The sequence below is a fragment of the Streptomyces sp. CG 926 genome (assembly GCF_003148825.1).
Lineage (GTDB): Bacteria > Actinomycetota > Actinomycetes > Streptomycetales > Streptomycetaceae > Streptomyces.
This window is the reverse complement of record NZ_QGGZ01000011.1, coordinates 303,732-320,933: the sequence shown is the minus strand read 5'-3', so window position 1 is coordinate 320,933 and position 17,202 is coordinate 303,732. Positions and strand designations below refer to the sequence as shown.

17 protein-coding genes are annotated in these 17,202 nt (G+C 72.5%); 11 read left to right on the top strand and 6 right to left on the bottom strand.

Translation table 11 applies throughout. The annotated features are described in order from the left end of the window. Positions 1-52: 52 nt before the first annotated feature. From BCL76_RS28540 to BCL76_RS28525, 4 genes are all read right to left on the bottom strand, one after another. Positions 53-766, bottom strand: coding sequence for a response regulator transcription factor (locus BCL76_RS28540; RefSeq protein WP_109782238.1), 714 nt, complete (start codon positions 764-766; stop codon positions 53-55). Beyond that, on the bottom strand, positions 763-1,971 hold the full coding sequence (locus tag BCL76_RS28535) for a sensor histidine kinase (protein ID WP_109782325.1): 1,209 nt from the start codon (positions 1,969-1,971) through the stop codon (positions 763-765). Before BCL76_RS28535 ends, BCL76_RS28540 begins: the two co-directional genes overlap by 4 nt. 65 nt (positions 1,972-2,036) lie before the next feature. Further along, positions 2,037-3,029, bottom strand: coding sequence for a hypothetical protein (locus BCL76_RS28530; RefSeq protein WP_109782237.1), 993 nt, complete (start codon positions 3,027-3,029; stop codon positions 2,037-2,039). Between the two features lie 158 nt (positions 3,030-3,187). Continuing rightward, positions 3,188-3,970 carry an IclR family transcriptional regulator gene (locus BCL76_RS28525; RefSeq protein WP_109782236.1) on the bottom strand — a complete coding sequence of 261 codons (783 nt, stop codon included), beginning with the start codon at positions 3,968-3,970 and terminating at the stop codon, positions 3,188-3,190. Between the two features lie 127 nt (positions 3,971-4,097). Here BCL76_RS28525 and BCL76_RS28520 point away from each other — a divergent pair, with 127 nt between their 5' ends. From BCL76_RS28520 to BCL76_RS39170, 6 genes are all read left to right on the top strand, one after another. Further along, positions 4,098-5,621 (top strand): aldehyde dehydrogenase (NADP(+)), encoded by a 1,524-nt coding sequence (locus BCL76_RS28520; RefSeq protein ID WP_109782235.1) that lies wholly within the window; start codon positions 4,098-4,100, stop codon positions 5,619-5,621. Positions 5,622-6,054: 433 nt separating this feature from the next. Beyond that, on the top strand, positions 6,055-6,564 hold the full coding sequence (locus BCL76_RS28515) for an HTH domain-containing protein (protein WP_109782234.1): 510 nt from the start codon (positions 6,055-6,057) through the stop codon (positions 6,562-6,564). A 108-nt stretch (positions 6,565-6,672) separates the two neighbouring features. Further along, complete coding sequence (locus BCL76_RS28510; protein WP_109782233.1) at positions 6,673-7,050, top strand: hypothetical protein; 378 nt, start codon at positions 6,673-6,675, stop codon at positions 7,048-7,050. An 85-nt stretch (positions 7,051-7,135) separates the two neighbouring features. Then, positions 7,136-7,510: a hypothetical protein gene (locus BCL76_RS28505; RefSeq protein WP_109782232.1), complete on the top strand. Its 375-nt coding sequence runs from the start codon at positions 7,136-7,138 to the stop codon at positions 7,508-7,510. A 185-nt stretch (positions 7,511-7,695) separates the two neighbouring features. Then, positions 7,696-8,940 (top strand): TerD family protein, encoded by a 1,245-nt coding sequence (locus BCL76_RS28500; RefSeq protein WP_109782231.1) that lies wholly within the window; start codon positions 7,696-7,698, stop codon positions 8,938-8,940. A 102-nt stretch (positions 8,941-9,042) separates the two neighbouring features. Continuing rightward, entirely contained in the window at positions 9,043-9,219 is a 177-nt protein-coding gene (locus BCL76_RS39170) for a hypothetical protein (RefSeq protein ID WP_181382764.1), read from the top strand. A 73-nt stretch (positions 9,220-9,292) separates the two neighbouring features. Here the strand turns inward: BCL76_RS39170 and BCL76_RS28495 are convergent, their stop codons facing one another. Next, positions 9,293-10,732 (bottom strand): alkaline phosphatase PhoX, encoded by a 1,440-nt coding sequence (locus BCL76_RS28495; protein ID WP_109782230.1) that lies wholly within the window; start codon positions 10,730-10,732, stop codon positions 9,293-9,295. Between the two features lie 278 nt (positions 10,733-11,010). On the opposite strand from BCL76_RS28495, the gene BCL76_RS28490 reads away from it, so the two are divergent. Beyond that, entirely contained in the window at positions 11,011-11,562 is a 552-nt protein-coding gene (locus tag BCL76_RS28490) for a hypothetical protein (RefSeq protein ID WP_258309944.1), read from the top strand. A gap of 265 nt (positions 11,563-11,827) precedes the next feature. Here the strand turns inward: BCL76_RS28490 and BCL76_RS28485 are convergent, their stop codons facing one another. Then, complete coding sequence (locus tag BCL76_RS28485; RefSeq protein WP_181382763.1) at positions 11,828-13,408, bottom strand: hypothetical protein; 1,581 nt, start codon at positions 13,406-13,408, stop codon at positions 11,828-11,830. A gap of 379 nt (positions 13,409-13,787) precedes the next feature. On the opposite strand from BCL76_RS28485, the gene BCL76_RS28475 reads away from it, so the two are divergent. From BCL76_RS28475 to BCL76_RS28460, 4 genes are all read left to right on the top strand, one after another. Beyond that, a complete protein-coding gene (locus BCL76_RS28475; protein ID WP_109782227.1) occupies positions 13,788-15,629 on the top strand; it encodes an endonuclease/exonuclease/phosphatase family protein in 1,842 nt (613 codons plus the stop codon). A 70-nt stretch (positions 15,630-15,699) separates the two neighbouring features. Further along, positions 15,700-16,218: a GNAT family N-acetyltransferase gene (locus BCL76_RS28470; RefSeq protein WP_109782226.1), complete on the top strand. Its 519-nt coding sequence runs from the start codon at positions 15,700-15,702 to the stop codon at positions 16,216-16,218. A 145-nt stretch (positions 16,219-16,363) separates the two neighbouring features. Next, positions 16,364-16,618, top strand: a complete 255-nt coding sequence (locus BCL76_RS28465) for a hypothetical protein (RefSeq protein WP_109782225.1) — start codon at positions 16,364-16,366, stop codon at positions 16,616-16,618. Positions 16,619-16,629: 11 nt separating this feature from the next. After that, positions 16,630-17,106, top strand: a complete 477-nt coding sequence (locus tag BCL76_RS28460) for a hypothetical protein (protein WP_109782224.1) — start codon at positions 16,630-16,632, stop codon at positions 17,104-17,106. Positions 17,107-17,202: the final 96 nt, after the last annotated feature.

Here is a 17,202-nt window from a genome sequence, read left to right as displayed (position 1 = left end):
GACGTCCCAACCGCGCCGACCGTTCCGCTCTGACCCGATTGTGGCGGGGGTCTCAGCCTTTCTTCATGATGAAGCCTCCCTCGTAGGCCGCGATGACCGCCTGGGTACGGTCGCGGGAGCCGGTCTTGGTGAGGACCGCCGCGACGTGGGTCTTGACGGTCTGCGGTCCGACCCCGAGGCGCTCGCTCATCTCGTGGTTGGACAGCCCGGTGGCCATCAGACGCAGTACGTCGGCCTCGCGCTCGGTGAGTCGGGCCACCCAGGGCGCGACGGCGGGCGGGGCGCCGGCCGTGTGGGCGGCGGCGAGGGAGCGGACGGCGGCCGGGAAGAGCAGCGAGTCTCCGCGGGCGACGAGCCGGACCGCGCCGATCAGCTCGTCGGGGTCGGCCCGCTTGAGGAGGAAGCCGGCGGCTCCCGCGCGCAGCGCGTCGTAGACGTAGGCGTCGTTCTCGAAGGTGGTGACGACCACGATCCGGGGCGGCTCGGCCATGGTGGCGAGGATCTGCTCGGTGGCCCGGATGCCGTCGATCTCGGGCATCCGGACGTCCATGAGCACGACGTCGGGGGCCAGTGAGCGGACCAGCGGAACCGCCTCGGCCCCGGTGGCCGCCTCACCGACGACCTCCAGGTCGGCCTCGGCCTCCAGGATGACCCGCAGCGCGGTGCGGACCATCCGCTCGTCGTCGCAGAGCACGATGCGCAACGGCGGCCGCGGTGCCGGAGTGGTCGTGGGAGTGGTGGTGGGAGTGGTCGCGGGCACGGTCATCGGTCCTCCCCGGCGAGCGGCAGGACGGCCCGCAGCCGCCACCGGTCCCCGTACGGGCCGGCTTCGACGCTGCCGCCGAGCAGTGCGGCCCGCTCCGCGGAGCCGCGCAGTCCGCGGCCCCCGGTGGTACGGGTCTCCCGGGCCTCGGCGGGGTCCACCGGGGGATTGGTCATGATGATCTCCAGTTCACGGTGTGCGGCGTCGGGGCCGGCCTGGACGCGGATCCGCAGATCCACGGGGCCCGCCCCGTGGCGCAGGGCGTTGGTGAGGCCCTCCTGGACGATCCGGTACGCCTCGCGGGAGGCGATCGCGGGGAGGGCGGCCCAGTCCCCGGCGGGTCCGGGGTCCTGGTGGGCGACGACGGTGGTACCGGCGGCCCGGGTCCGGGCCAGCAGCCCGTCGAGGTCGGCGGCGAGGGTGGGCGCCGGCGCGGTGTCCGGCCGGGCCGGGTCCCCGTCCCGCAGCAGGCCCAGCACGGCGTCGAGCTCGCCCACCGTCCGCCGCGTGGTGTCCTCGATGGCGGCCAGCGCCTCCCGTACGAAGTCGGGGTCGCGCTCCAGCATCCGCCGGGCGGCGGCGGCCTGGAGGGTGACGGCGCTCAGGGCGTGCCCGACCGCGTCGTGCAGCTCGCGGGCCAGCCGGTTGCGCACCGCCAGGTCGGCGGCCCGCTCCTCGGCCGCGGCCAGCCGGTCCGCCGCCGTGGGCCCGAGCAGTACGGGCGCCGTCCCGGCCAGCAGCCTCCCGGCTCCGACCGCGCACAGGGTGAGCCCCGCGAGCAGTCCGATGCCGAGCAGGGGGGCGACGTACGGGTCGGCGGCCGTGGAGAACCAGCCGTACCCCAACTCGACGTCCCGCATCCGCCCCACCACGGGCACCGCGATCAGCAGGACCGCCATGGGCGGTAGCGCGAGGGTCAGCGCGCTGATCAGCGCGCCGATCCCCAGGTGCAGGGTCCACCAGGCCGAGGCCCGCACCCGCGCGGCCCAGGACCTCGCCGGCCCGTCGGCCAACCCCTCTCCCGGCACCTCGCACATGGCCCGGACGGCGGCCACCGACATCGGCCGGACCGGCCCGAACAGCGCCGTGACGGCGACCAGGGGTAGGGAGGCGGCGTAGGACAGGAGGGTGAGGGAGCCGGAGTTGAGCGCGTTGACCCCACCCGCGACGACACCGACCACCACCTCCGTGAGGAGGAAGTACGGCATCAGCAGGGCGCCGCCGAGGATCAGGTGCACCCAGCGCCACCGGGCCCTCGCCACCGCCGACCGGTTCACGCCGGGCGGCGGGTGGCGAGGAACCGTATGAGGACGGTGCCGGCGAGCAGTCCGGTGATCATCTGGCCAGCGTAGATCAACACCGTGGTGCCGGGAGGCCCTTCACCGGCGTCCAACTGCGGTCCCAGCGCGGCGACCGTCATCCATGCCCCCCAGCTCAGCGTCGCCGCCCCGCCGACCCAGGCGAGGCCCAGCGACCACACCGCCCGCAGCGTCCCGCCACGGGCCAGCAGCAGAGCGCCGGCTCCGGCGGCGACCGCGCACGCCGCGTGGACCGCGGACACCACGGCCGTGTCGGCGCAGTAGGCGGCCGCCCGCTCGGCGCCCAGGCCGGCGGCGCCACCGAAGGCCCAGTACAGCGACACCCCCGCGACCGCCAGGCCGGCGGCCGCCGCGGCTGCCGCCACCACCCCCGTGGACGACGGCAGCCGCTCCCCCGTCACGCCCCGCCAGGCCCATCCCCAGCGCTCGCGCGCATAGGGCACGAACAGAGCCGCCAGGGCGAGTCCTTGGATCGAGAATCCGGTGTAGACGACGTGGAACACCCACGGGTCCAGGAAGGGTTCCCGCGCCGCCTGTCCCGTCGGGTCCGTCCCGAAGCCGAGCGCCCGTACGAGCAGTTGGCCCGGGAAGCCGAGGAGGATCGGGGTCAGCAGTCCGGTGGCCACGAACACCGGGACGGTCAGCAGCGGGCCCGGGACCCGTATGCCCCACGGTCCGGTGAGCACGAACACGAGCAGGATCACGCAGGCGTCCATGACCAACGTGACGGAATTGGCCGCCATGAAGAACGGGCCCGGCTCCCGCAGCACGCTGCCCTCGGGTATCCCGAGGTGACTCCCGCACAGCCAGAGCGTCTTGAGCCCCAGATAGGGCACGGTGGAGGCCAGGGCCACCGCCCGCAGGACCCGCCGCCCGGACCCCAGGGGGGAGGGCGACGGCGGCTCGGCTTCCGTCAGGTGACTCGGGTGCGTCTCTCGCGTGTTCATGACTCGACGTTCGCGGCTGCGCGTCCCCGCCGCCTCCCCCGTGATGGGTAACCGCCTCCCCCGCACGGGGGAGGAACAGCACCCGACCCACCCACGGGCGCGTCACACGCGGCGCGTCACACGCGGCACGTCACACGCGGCGCGTCACACGCGGCACGTCACATGCGGCGCGTCACCACCGACAGGCGGTCCCGCGCCTCGAACAGCGCCGCCTTGATGAGCTGCTCGTGCTCCCCCGTCAGCCGGGCCACCGGCACCGAGCAGCTCACCGCGTCCCGCGCCGGCGTCCGGTACGGCACGGCCACTCCGAAGCAGCGCAGCCCGAGCGTGTTCTCCTCCCGGTCCACCGCGTACCCCTGCTCCCGCACCAGCGCCAACTCCTCGATCAGCTGCTCCCGGTCGGTGACGGTGTGCTCGGTGACCGCCTCCAGCCGCCGCGGCAGCAGCCCCCGTACCTCCTGGTCCGTGTGCGTGGCCAGCAGGGCCTTGCCCAGCGCCGTCGAGTGCACGGGCAGCCGCCGCCCGACCCGGGTGAAGGGGCGCAGGTAGTGCTGGGACTGCCGGGTGGCGAGGTAGACCACGCTCGTCCCGTCCAGTCGGGCCAGGTGGATCGTCTCCGTCGTGTCGTCGGAGAGCCGGTCCAGGGTGGGCCGGGCGGCGGCGACCACCTCGTCGCCGTCGATGTACGAGCTGCCGACCAGCAGGGCCCGTACGCCGATGCCGTACCGGGTGCCCGTCGCGTCCGTCTCCACCCACCCCAGGTTCACCAGCGTCCGCAGCAGCATGTAGAGGCTGGACTTCGGCAGCGAGAGGTCGTTCTGGATGTCGGCCAGGCTGTGCAGGCCCGGTCGCGCGGCGAAATGCTCCAGCAGCAGAACGGTCCGCACCGCCGATTTGACCGGCGCCGCCTGGACCGGAATCCCCGACTCGGCCGTCGTCATACGCCTGCTCCCCCTCTGGTCGCCTCTTGTCACGCCGAGGACGCGGAAATAGAGTCCACAGCAGATGTGATCATTCATCCACCAGAACGACGTTCAGAATACTGAACGATCCAGGAGGCGGCGGGCCATGACAACGACTTCAGTCTGGAGTGTGGACCCCCGCACCGGGAAGCAGCGCGAACAGGTTGCGGTGGAGGCCACACCCCAGGAGGTGGACGAAGCGGTACGGGCCGCCCACGCCGCCCGCGGCGCGCTCGCCGATGCCACCGTCCGCGCGGCCTTCCTGCGTGCGGCCGCCGCGCTGCTGGACGAGTCGGCCGCCCATGTGATCGAGGCCGCCGACGCCGAGACCGCGCTGGGCCCGGGCCGGCTCACCGGCGAACTGGCCCGCACCACCGGCCAGCTGCGCGCCTTCGCCGACGCCGTGGACGCCGGGTCCTACCTCGACATCCGGATCGACCGTGCCGATCCCACCCTCAGCCCGCCGCGCCCCGAGCTGCGCCGCTACAAGATCCCGCTCGGCGTGGTCGCCGTCTACGCCGCCTCCAACTTCCCGCTCGCCTTCTCCGTCCCCGGCGGCGACACCGCGAGCGCGCTCGCGGCCGGCTGCCCCGTGGTCGTCAAGGCGCACCCCGACCACCCCGCCACCTCCGAGCTGTGCGCCTCGCTGCTGCGCCGGGCCGCAGTCGCGACCGGGCTCCCGGCCGAAGTGGTGAGCGTGGTCCACGGGTTCGACGCCGGCCTGGAGCTGATCCGCCACCCCTTGGTGGCGGCCGCCGGATTCACCGGTTCCATCCGGGGCGGGCGGGCTCTGTTCGACGCGGCCGCCGCCCGGCCCGTGCCGATCCCCTTCCACGGTGAACTGGGCTCCCTGAACCCCGTCGTGGTCACCCCGGCCGCCGCCGCCGAACGCGCCGAGGAGATCGGCGCCGGGCTCGCGGGCTCGGTCACCCTCGGCGTCGGGCAGTTCTGCGTGAAGCCCGGCCTGGTACTGGTCCCCGAGGGCCCGGACGGCGACCGGATCACCGGAGAGCTCACCAAGGCGCTCGGGGAGATCGAGCCGGGGGTGCTGCTCGACCACCGGATGCGGGAGAACTTCGTCTCCGGGGTACGCGAACGGACCGCGCTGCCCGGCGTCGACGCACCCGTGACCCCCGGTTCCGGCGGGGAACACACCGTCGGGGCGGGCTATCTGACCGTGCGGGCCGAACAGCTCCTGGAGGGCGGTGCGTACGACGTCCTCCTGGAGGAGTGCTTCGGTCCGGTCACCGTCGTCGTGCGGTACGCCGATCAGGACGAGGCGGGCGCGGTCCTCGGGCTCCTCGGCGGGAACCTGAGCGCCACGCTCCAGCTGTCGGCCGCCGAGACCGAGGGCGCGCCGGGTCCGGCCGCCGCGCTGATCGGGCAGGTCACCGGGCTGGCGGGGCGGATCGTGGTCAACGGCTGGCCGACCGGGGTGGCGGTGGCCCCGGCCCAGCACCACGGCGGCCCCTACCCGGCGGCCACCTCGCACTCCACCTCGGTGGGCGGCACCGCGATCGAGCGCTGGCTGCGGCCGGTGGCCTACCAGTCCGTGCCGGACGCGCTCCTTCCGCCGGAGCTGCGCGAGTCCAACCCGCTGGGACTGCCGCGCCAGGTCACCGGAGGCTGAGCGGAACGCGCGCCGCGCTACGGCAGCCGGAACGACCACCGCAACCACCACCGGCGCCACCACCGGCACCGTCGAAGGGGCCCGGCTTCACAGCCCCAGCCCCGTGCGACCCGAGCGGCCGCCTTCCCGATCCCGGGAGGGCGGCCGCCTTTCGTACGCAACACCCCCTCTCCATGTGGCGCTCCGTCAACTGCACCCACATGGATGCCTCGGGCTACTTTGCCGCCGATTTCCGCAAGGGGTAGGACCACCTTCAGGCGGTCCCACCCCCGAGTCGGCAAGTGCGTGGAGGCAACCGGTGACCGAGATTCCTGCCCAGCGATGCGGGCCTCCGCCGCGCGAGACCCTTCGCGAGGCGTACCGGGCCGCAGAGTCGAGGGCACTGGTCAGCCCTGACTTCCGCGCCCTATCGGGCGATAGCAAGATCCAGGTCATGAGCGAGGCGGCCATTTGCCTGCTCGTACGACTCGACCAGGCCGACAGGAATCCCGGACTGGAGGAGGTGACGGACCTCCTCACCGACGAGATCTTCAACCAGATCAAGATCCTGAACCGGAAGGAGAACCGCGACCGCAGGAACGCGTACCCCACGACGTACTTCGACCACCTCGTCGACCCCGGCGGCCCCGACGACGAGCCACCGGAACCCGAGAACCGGAACGAGGACGAGGACAAGGACGACTTCCGGTTCGCCCCGGACGAGCTCAACGCGTTCTGGAACCTCTTCCGCAGGCACTTCAAAGGCCGTCAGCGCGCCATCCTCGAAATGCGTTTCAGCGAGGAGGGCGCCCTGCTCAGCGACGCGAAGATCGCCAAGCGGCTCGGGGTGTCCCGCCGGACGGTGCGTACGGCCGTCAAGCGCGCCGAGGAGAAGTTTCCCAGCCTGAAGGAGGCCCTCCGCCCCTTCGGCGAGAAGACCGGCTACATCGAAAGCGACGAGTGACCACGGCAGTCCCGCACACACGCGGGCGGGGCCGTCGTACGGCTGCAACCAGGCGACGGCCCCGCCCACTACCCGGCCAGTGAGAGCCAAGTTGGAAAGAGGATGCACATGACGAACGAGGGCGAAAACCTCGGCTTCGAGAATTGGTACGGCCGGCACCTCCGGGCGCTGCACGCCTGGGCCCGTGCGCGGCTCACCGTCAGGGACGTCGAACCAGAGCTCGACCACGTGTACGCCGAGGTCGCCCAGCGTCTCGCCCGGCTCGAGGAGGGCGCGGCCGAAAAGACCGAAGGGCGGCTCTGGCGCGGACGCCGTAGCCAGGGGCGCCGCAACCACGGGCGCCGTACACGGGCGGACGGGGGCTGGCAGCTGATCCCCCCCGGTCAGATCTGGGCGGCTCTGCCGCGCTGGCCGTTCGCGGCTCCGCTCTGGCTCACGATCGGCGCCGCGGCACTCACCGCGGTCTGCGCCGTACGGCTGCAGTAACCCCGCGCAGCATGAAGCCCGCTGCTCGCCAGGCCTTCGAACCGAGAGCAGCGGGCCGACGGACACCCCTGTGAAAGGACATCCCATGAGCAGCATGCCCGATGAGTACGGTCCGCAACACCCGAACGCCCCGGCGGTCCTGGGGCACACCCTGGACGACCTGATCGCCGCGGCCGAGCACGAGCTGCTCTGCCGCAACGGCGAGGTCGCCCGGCAGAAGACCGAGATCCGCCGGCTGAAGCGCCGTCGGCGCCGCGCCCGCCGCCGCGTCCTGCGCCGCCAGCTGGCGCGTACCGTCCGCCCGGCGCTCGGCATCACGCTGGGGGTGTGCGGCCTGATCGCCTTCATCGCCGGATTCATCGCGTTCTTCATGGGCTCGGACCGGACGGACGACTGGTTCACCATCGGGGTGACGGCCTGGGGTGCGGCGGCCGTCTTCCGTTTCGAACGTCGTCCCTGACATCCGGCAGGTCACCCCCCGTCCCTACGCGGGCCCGGCAGGGGAGCCCACCGCCGTTTCGGCGGCGGGCTCCCCGCGGCCGTACGAGCCCACCCGCCGCAAGCGGAACGGAAACGCGGCGCGGAAATGTCGCGAGGGTAAGGGAACGGCAAAGCACCTCCGGTCGTTCTCCGGGCATGACCGCTATGACCCCTGGATCCAACCTGCCGCTCAATGCCGTCCGCGTGACGGTCGACGTGGCTGCGCCGGTGCGTCTCGACGTATCGGCGCTGCTCCTGACGGCGGACGGCAAGGTGCGCTCCGACGCCGACTTCATCTTCTTCAACCAGCCCACCGGGCCCGGTGTCAGCTACCGGTCCGGCGGCGGTTCGACGCCGGACTCGATCACCGTGGACACCGGCGCCGTGCCCCCGGGCATCGAGCGAATCGTGGTCACGGCCAGCCCGGACGCCGCCGGGCAGAGCTTCCAGGGCATCGAGCCCACCGCCACCGTGCGCAACGCCGACGGCGGCGCGGTGATCGCCGGATTCACCCCGCCGCAGCTGGGCACGGAGACCGCGCTCGTCGTCGTCGAGATCTACCTGCGCGGTGGCGTGTGGAAGGTGCGCGCGGTCGGCCAGGGGTATGCTAACGGCCTCGCCGGCATCGCCACCGACTTCGGGGTCTCCGTGGACGAGGAGCCCGCGGCGCCCCAGGCCGTGACCCCGCCGGCGCCCGCCGCTCCCCCGGCCCCGCCGGTCTCCTACCCGGCCTCCCCCTGGCTCGGCGGCGCCACCCAGCCCGCGGCTCCCGCCCCGGCCGCCCCCGTCGCGCCGCCCGCGCCGCCGGCCCCCGCCGCCGGCGCCGGCGCCGGGAAGATCAACCTCGACAAGGGTCGGGTCAGCCTCCAGAAGAACCAGACCGTCTCCCTCGTCAAGGGCGGCCGTCCGCTGCTCTCGCAGGTCAAGATGGGACTGGGCTGGGAGCCCGCCTTCCGCGGCAAGGACATCGACCTCGACGCCTCCGTCATCGCGTACGGCCCCCAGCGCAACCACATCGACAGCTGCTACTTCGGCAAGCTGTCCATCCTCGGCGGCGCCGTCAAGCACTCCGGTGACAACCTCACCGGTGAGGGCGCCGGCGACGACGAGGTGATCGTCGTGGACCTCGGCCGGATCCCCGCCGACGCCACCGGCCTGGTCTTCACGGTCAATTCCTTCTCCGGCCAGAAGTTCACCGAGGTGGCCAAGGCCTACTGCAGGCTCATCGACGCGGCGAGCGGCGAGGAGCTGGTGCGCTTCGACCTGACGAGTGCCGAGCCCCAGACCGGCGTGATGATGGCCAAGCTGATCAAGCAGTTCTCCGGCGAATGGGAGATGACCGCCATGGGCGACTTTGTGAAGTCGCGCACAGTGCGCGGCATGGTCAAGCCCGCCGCGCAGGCACTCTGAGCAGGTGGGCGGGCACATGCGGCCACCGGTGCGCGATCCGGGTGATGGATGCCACGCGTAATCCGTAGGTGGCTGTCAGTGCCCGCCCGTAGCCTTGAAACCATGTACAAGACACTCAGCCCCGCGGGTCCCGCCCGCCCGTCCGCCGCAGAGGCGAACGAGGCGATACGGCACCTTGTCGAGACCCGGGTGGACGGCGAGTGGCCCTCGGAGGCGTACGAGTTCCTGCTCGCCGAGTGGGCCGAGGCCTCTCGCACGGAGGTTTCCCCGGCCCAGTAGGCGGCCCGTGCGGTGCCCCGGCGCCCGCACCGCGGGCCGCCCGCGTGGCGCCCGCGCCGGGGCGCCGTCGACGTCAGTGCCCGCGCCGCCACGGCCCGGTGATGGCCAGCATGATGCCCGGGTCCTGGATGTTGGCGTACAGCGTGCGCCCGTCCGGCGAGAAGCAGACACCGGTGAATTCGGAGTACTCCGGCTCCTCCACCGACCCGTTGTTCAGCTCGTTGCGCGCCAGCGGGTAGGTGCGTCCCGACTCGGTCGCGCCGAACAGGTGCTGCAGCCCCGAGCCGTCCTCCGCGATGATCAGGCCGCCGTACGGCGACACGGTGATGTTGTCGGGGCCGTCGTAGCCGCCGTCGACCGACGGGGTGGCGTTGACCCCGATGAGGACGGTGAGCCGGACCGTGCGCCGCTTGGGGTCGTAGAACCAGACCTGACCGTCGTGGGCCGCGCCCGGGCTCTCCTCACGGGCGTAGGACGAGACGAAGTACGCGCCGCCGTCCGCCCACCACATGCCCTCCAGCTTGCGCCCGCGCGTCACCACCCCGTCGGCGAACTGCTTGCGCACCGGTACGGTCCGGGCGTCGCGGTCGGGCACGTCCACCCAGTCGACCCCGTACACGGTGCCGATCTTGGTGGCGCGCGAGAAGTCGTCGACGAACCGGCCGGAGCTGTCGATGCACTTGGCGGCCTGGAGCACACCTGCGTCGGCCGCGAGCGTACGGAGCCTGCCGCGCCCGTGGTGGAACCCGCGGGGCGGGGTCCAGCGGTAGAGCAGGCCGTTGGGGCCGGAGGCGTCCTCGGTGAGGTAGGCGTGGCCCTGGCGCGGGTCGATGACCACGGCCTCGTGGGCGTACCGGCCGAAGGCCTTGATCGGCCGCGGGTCGCGGTTGGCACGCCGGTCGTGCGGGTCGACCTCGAAGACGTACCCGTGGTCCTTGGTCATGCCGTTCTTCCCCGCGAGGTCCTCGGTCTCCTCGCAGGTCAGCCAGGTGTTCCAGGGGGTGGCGCCGCCCGCGCAGTTGGTCGACGTACCGGCGACGCCCACCCATTCGGCGACCTCGCCGCCGCGCCGGACCTCGACGACCGTGCACCCGCCGGCCGCTGCCGGGTCGTAGACCAGGCCGTCGGTGAGCGGGACGGGGTGGGGCCAGCTCTCCCGCTTGCCCTTGAGCTCGTGGTTGTTGACGAGGAGGGTGACCCCGCGGTGGCCCTCGAAGGCGGCGGTCCCGTCGTGGTTGGACGGGGTGCTCTCGCCGGAGTCCAGCTTGGTGACCCCGCTGTGCGTGATGACGCGGTACGTGAACCCGGCGGGCAGGGCCAGCAGTCCGGCCGGGTCGGGGACGAGCGGGCCGTAGCCGGGCTCGCAGGGCCGCCCGTGCGCGTCGCGATCGGTGCTGTCCTCGGCGGCGAGCGCCCCCGGGGCGGTGGCGAGGGCGCCGACCGTCCCGGTGAGCGCGACTCCCGCGCCGGCGATGACGGTACGGGCGGTGAAGTCTCTGCGGCTGAGCGGCATCAGGTCTCCAGGGGTGGGGAGGTGGTGCGCCTGTCGTGCGGTCGTCGGCGCACACGCTCTCGCCCGCACGTGAACGGCGGCTGAACTACCCACCAAGAGGAACCGATGCCTTGCCGCGCCCCGGAATGGCCAACTCCGGCCCCAGGAACGGCGCATTGTCACCACCCGTCCGGGCGACTCCCCCACACCCGGACGGGGCACCCACCCCGTCCACGGTCGCGGGCCGCCGGTTCTGGCAGGCTGCGCCCGTGGATGAGTTCATAGGTACCCAGTAGCCGGTGCGCAGGACCCTTGATCCCGACCGGGCGATCGCCTCCCTGGAGCGCGCCGTGCCCGGGCTGGTGGAGCTCCGTCGCAAGGAACCGGCGGTTCTCGACTGGCACGCGGTCGAGGAGAGGATCGGAACGGCTCTACCGTCCGACTTCAAGTCGCTCACCGAGTGGTATCCGCCCTTCGAACTGGGCGACTTCCTGGGCCTGTCCGGCCTTTTGCCCGGGGAGGAGAGCGACCGGGCGAAGGCGTGGGCGCGGGAGCTCGACGGAGAGGGTCCCGAGCTGCGTCCCGTCGAGCTCGCCTCGACGAACCTGTTGCTCTGGGCGGACTCGAAGGAGGGTGACGACTTCTTCTGGAGTGTGCTCGGGGGTGATCCGGACCGGTGGCCGGTCACGATCAGCTCGCACAACAGCGCCTGGTGGCACTACGAGGGCGGAATGGTCCAGTTCCTGGCGGAGCTCTGCGACGGGACCCTGGACCCCTGGGCGCTCCCTCCGGTCGATCCCGAGCTCACCGGCTGGGGCATTGCGGGCGGTGGTTGGCACATGCCGGGCTGAGCCGTCCTTGCCGGAACCTGCCGAGCGGTGCGCCGTGCGGGTCGGACGGCGCGGGCCCCTGGCAGGTCTCCGGCGCGGTCTCCGGCAGAGACGGCCCCGGGGACGTCTTGCCGATCGGGCCGGCTGATCGGCAAGACACCGGCCGGGACCTGAGGCTGTCTTTCGGATCATGCCGGGGTCGCGGTGCACGGCACGCACGCTCGCCGCGTTGTCCTCGGTCGCCACTCCGCCGGCCATCCGGCCTGATCCGAAAGACACGCGCACCCTAGGCCGGGCGGCGGGAGCGGGCCTTGAACGCGGCCTTGCGGGCCTCCTTGGCCGCCTTCTTGTCCGGGTGCAGGCGGCCCATCGCCTCCAGGACGTACGCCGTCGCCGGGTGCTCCACCCGCCACACCTGCTCGAAGAAGCCCGTGTGATGAGCGGTCAGGGTCTGCATCAGGAGCGGCAGCTCCTCCGTCTCCCCGTCGGCGGCGAGCTGCGCCGCGATCGTGTCCACCGTCAGCCAGAACACCATCTCCGGGTCCGGCGCCGGTACGTCGCCCACCCCGCGCTCCGCCAACCAGACCCGGGCGAGCCCGCCGAGCTCCGGGTCGTCCAGGACCGAGCGGACCGCGGGCTCGGCCTCCGGCCCGGCCGGCGCCAGGGCCTGCTGGCAGCGGAGCCGGCGCAGCGGGCCGCCCTCGTCGTCCCCGCGGGCGGCGGCCAGCAGTTCGGCGGCCGCGGCGGGCTGTTCCCGGCCGGCCAGCCAGTGCTCGATCTCGGCCTGGGCGGCGTTCTCGGAGTAGAGGGAGACCGCGTCGAGGAGCGCGTCGGCGCCCTTCTCGGCCAGTTCGCCGACGGCGGGGGCATCGACCCCGGCCTCCAGCATCCGGGCCCGGATCCCGTACAGGCCGAGGGGGGTCAGGCGGACCATCCCGTAGCGGGAGACGTCCTCGTCGTCCGCGGCGCCCGCACCCGCCCCACCGCCGCCGGTGTCCGCGGGCTCCGACTCCAGGGGGCTGTCGGCCTCCGCCATCAGCTCCTCGTCGACGGGCCGGAAGTCCACCAGGCCGATCGGCGCCAGCTGCCGGAACTGGTCGTCGAGGCGCATCATCGCGTCCGAGACCTGCTCCAGCACGGCATCGGTCGGCTCGCCCATGTCGTCGGGCACGATCATCGACGCGGCGAGCACCGGCAGCGGAATCGGTCCGTCCGCGGCCCCGCCCTCGGTGACGGTGAGCAGGTAGAGGTTGGCGAGGACCCCGTCGAGGAAGTCCGCCTCGCGCCCCGGGTTCCAGTCCAGCCGGTCGAAGTCGATCTCGCCGCCCGCGTCCAGCGCGTCGACGAGGTCGTCCAGGTCGGGCACGGCCGCGTCGGCCAGCACCGTGTCCAGGGCGGCCAGCCAGAGATCGAGTACGTCGCCGGGCGCACCGCTCGTCACCAGCGCGAGGTCCTCGCCGGGCGCGGCCGTACCGAAGCGCTCCCCGTCGCTGTCCCCGTGGTCGTCCCCGTCGCCGTCCCCGTGGTCGTCCCCGTCGCCGTCCCCGTGGTCGTCCCCGTGGTCGTCCCCGTGGTCGTCCTCCGGCTCGGTCACGTCGACCAGCCCGGTGTCCACGGCCACCCGCCAGGCCTGGCTCGCGTACCCGGCCGAGTCCTCGTCCGCGGCGTCGAGGCCGAGCACCGCGGCGGCCTCGGGCAGCTGGTCGGTGGCGAGCTCGCCACCGACTCCGACCCGGGTGTCGGGTCCGGCCCAGCGGGCGAGCCGTACGGCGCGCGCGAACAGCGGGGCGCCGAGAGCGTCGCGGGCCAGTTCCGCGTCGGAGCGCAGCCGTACGGGCGGCAGCGTGGGGTGCGAGTCTGCGGACATGGGGCGGTTCTCCTCGCGGACGCGGTGGGACGGGGTGTGGCGTTGGTGACACGGCCGTACTGCCGGCCGGACCGTCATATGCGCCCGGATTTCGCTGACATGGCCGACATGACGGGCAGTGCGGGCATGCGGATGTGGCGCAGATGACAGGCGTGGCCTTCGTACGGCGCTCCAGCGTAGACGCATTTCGGGCGTGTCCGGCGGGCCATCCCCTTTGGTTCATCCCACAGTCAGCTGTCGTATTCCCTGGAGGGCTTGACAACTTTGCTGACCACACAGGAAATTGACGCGCGTAGATGTATAGGGAGCGGCTTGCCTTCCGCAGATCTCACTGCCGCACCCCCCACCTTTTCCCTCTCCCACACCGGAGTTCCCGCCCATGCGCTCCTCGCATCCCCGTTCCGCCGCCGTCGCGGCCCTCGTCGCCACCGCACTGGCCACCGGCCTGCTCGCGGGTTCCGCCGACGCGGCCGAAGGCGCCGTGTCCGCCGATCCGATACGCATCCACGACATTCAGGGCACCACCCGGATATCCCCGCTCAACGGCAAGCAGGTCACGGACGTCGAGGGCATCGTGACGGGTGTCCGCACCTACGGCTCGCGCGGCTTCTGGATCCAGGACCCGGACGCGGACGACAACGACGCCACGAGCGAGGGCGTCTTCGTCTTCACCAACGCGGTCCCGACCGTCGCCGTGGGCGACGCGGTCAAGGTCTCCGGCACCGTGGGTGAGTACATCCCCGGCGGCCTGACCTCCGGCAACCAGTCGGTCACCCAGATCTCCAAGCCGACGGTGGCCGTGGTCTCCTCGGGCAACGCGCTGCCCGAGGCCACCGCGATCAACGAGTACACGGTGCCCGCCGAGTACGCCCCGGCCGGTGACGCGGCCGCCGCCGGCAGCATCAACGGCCTGGCCCTGGAGCCCGCGCGCTACGCCCTGGACTACTTCGAGTCGCTGGAGGGCATGAACGTCAAGATCGGCACCTCCCGCGTGGTCGGCGCCACCGACCCGTACTCGGAGCTGTGGGTCACGGTGAAGGGCTGGGAGAACACCGCCAAGCGCGGCGGCACCATCTACGGCTCGTACGAGTCCCAGAACACCGGCCGTCTGCAGATCCAGCAGCTCGCGCCCATCGCGCAGCAGCCCTTCCCGGTGGCCAACGTCGGCGACCGGCTGACCGGCACCACGGAAGGCCCGCTGGACTTCAACCAGTTCGGCGGTTACACGCTGGTGGCCCGCACCCTCGGCACCGTCAAGGCGGGCACCCTCGCCCCCGAGAAGACCAAGCCGCAGGCCGAGCAGGAGCTCGCGGTGGCCACGTACAACGTCGAGAACCTCGACCCGACCGACCCGCAGGAGAAGTTCGACGCGCTGGCGAAGGCCGTCGTGGAGAACCTGGCCTCCCCCGACGTCCTCGCCCTGGAGGAGATCCAGGACGACAACGGCGCCAAGAACGACGGCACCGTTTCGGCCGAGCAGACCCTCACCAAGTTCACCGCGGCGATCTCGGCCGCCGGCGGCCCGGCCTACCAGTGGCGGACGGTCAACCCGGAGGACAAGAAGGACGGCGGCGAGCCCGGCGGCAACATCCGCCAGGTGTTCCTCTTCAACCCGGCGCGGGTCTCCTTCACCGAGCGCGCCCCGGGTGACGCGGTGACGGCGACCGGCGTGACCAAGGTGAACGGCAAGGCCGCCCTGACCCACTCCCCCGGCCGCGTCGACCCCGCCAACCCGGCGTGGGCGGACAGCCGCAAGCCGCTGGCCGGCGAGTTCGTCTTCCGTGGCAAGACGGTCTTCGTGATCGCCAACCACTTCGGCTCCAAGGGTGGCGACGAGGGCCTGGCCTCGCACCACCAGCCGCCGGTCCGCTCCTCGGAGGCCAAGCGGCTGCAGCAGGCGCAGGCCGTGAACGGCTTCGTGAAGCAGATCCTGGCCGAGGACAAGAACGCCAATGTCCTCGTCCTCGGTGACATCAACGACTTCGAGTTCTCGGCGACGACGGACGCGCTGGCGGACGGCGGGGCGCTGTACCCGGCGATCAAGTCGCTGCCGAAGGCCGAGCGCTACTCGTACGTCTACCAGGGCAACGCGCAGGTGCTGGACCAGATCCTGACCAGCCCGGCGATCAAGAAGTTCACGTACGACAGCGTGCACATCAACGCGGAGTTCTCGGCGCAGAACAGCGACCACGACCCGCAGGTGCTGCGCTTCCGCCCGTAACCCTTCGGGGTGCGCAGGCGCAGGGGGTCCGGCCGCCGTCCCGGCCGGGCCCCCTGTCACAATTCCGGCCATGATCTTCCGTGAGGCCACCCGCCGGGACCTGCCCGCCGTACTCGCCCTGCTCGCCGACGAGGACGCTGTCCCGGACCCGGCGTCGATCTCGGTCGGCGAGGCGCACGAGCGGGCCTTCGCGGCGATCGAGGCGGACCCGCGCAACGAGCTGCTGGTCCTCACCGACGAGGCGGATCCGGCCGGCGGGTCGCACCCGGCGGGCAGGTCGCACGCGGCCGGCGGATCGGACGCGCCGGGCGAGGTCGTCCTCGGCTGCCTCCAGCTCACGTACATCCCGGGCCTGGGCCAGAACGGGAAGGAGCGGGCGCTGGTGGAAGCGGTACGCATCCGCGCGGACCGGCGGGGCTCCGGGCTCGGCGCCGAGCTGATGCGGCTCGCCGTCGAGCGGGCCCGCGAGCGTGGCTGCGGCCTGGTCCAGCTGACCAGCAGCAAGCGGCGGACGGCCGCGCACCGCTTCTACGAGCGGTTGGGCTTCGCACGCAGCCACGAGGGCTTCAAGCTGCACCTGGAGCCGTAACCGGGCCTTCCCGGACAAGGTAGGGACTTTCGGCCCTGGCGTGACGCTCGACACATCCCTGCCGAATCGGCCCGTTGTGGTGGTTGAGTATTTCCACGCTCGATCTTGTACCGGCTCGTACCGACCGCACTCCTGGAGGATCCTCGTGCTCCCCTCCATCTCCCTCGCCCAGGAAATCGGCCTCGCCGTCCTGCTCGTGGCCGCGATCGTCTCGTTCACCGGCCTGCGCCACCTGCGGGGCGAGGACCGGTTCCACCACGCGGAGCCCGCCGTCGCCGAGGGCCTGCCGATGATCCCGGGCCAGCGCGGCGCCGCCGGGCACCCGATGGAGTCGGTGGAGCTGACCGAGGCGGAGAAGCAGGCCTTCGCGGGCCTGGTCCGCACGATCCCCCTGCACTGAGCGTCCGCCCGATGCACACGCCCCTGACGACGGTCTTCCTGTGCCGTGGCTGCCGCCGCGCCGTGACTCCGGTCGTCACCGAGCGGCCGCTGCCGGACCCGAACGTGGACGACGAGTGGTACCGGCCACAGCAGGGGCCCATGGACGAGAACGGCCACACCGACGAACCGATCGTGCGGATGGCCCCCGGGACCTTCGCGATCGACCCCGCGCCCTGCGGCCCCCCGTACGTGCTGGAGGACTCGTCCGGCCTGCTCGTCGAGTCCGGCCCGAGCGGCACCATCGTGCTCCACCCCGGCGACGGCATCGGCCTCGAAGCGCACCCGGACGTCGCGATGCGCCGCGGGTACTGCTGCGGGATGGACGGCGAATGGGGTCCGAACCTGGTGTGCGCCTGCGGTGCGGTCGTCGCCACCGTCTACTCGGACTGCTACCAGCCCCAGGAGCTGCGGCTGCAGCCGGACGCGGTCGAACGCCGAGCGGGCTGACCGCCGGCCACCGGGCTCGCCCGGAGGTCACCGAACAGCGTCACCGAACAGCCGAACGCCCTCCGGGCCGGGTGGGCCGGGAGGGCGATCGGGGAC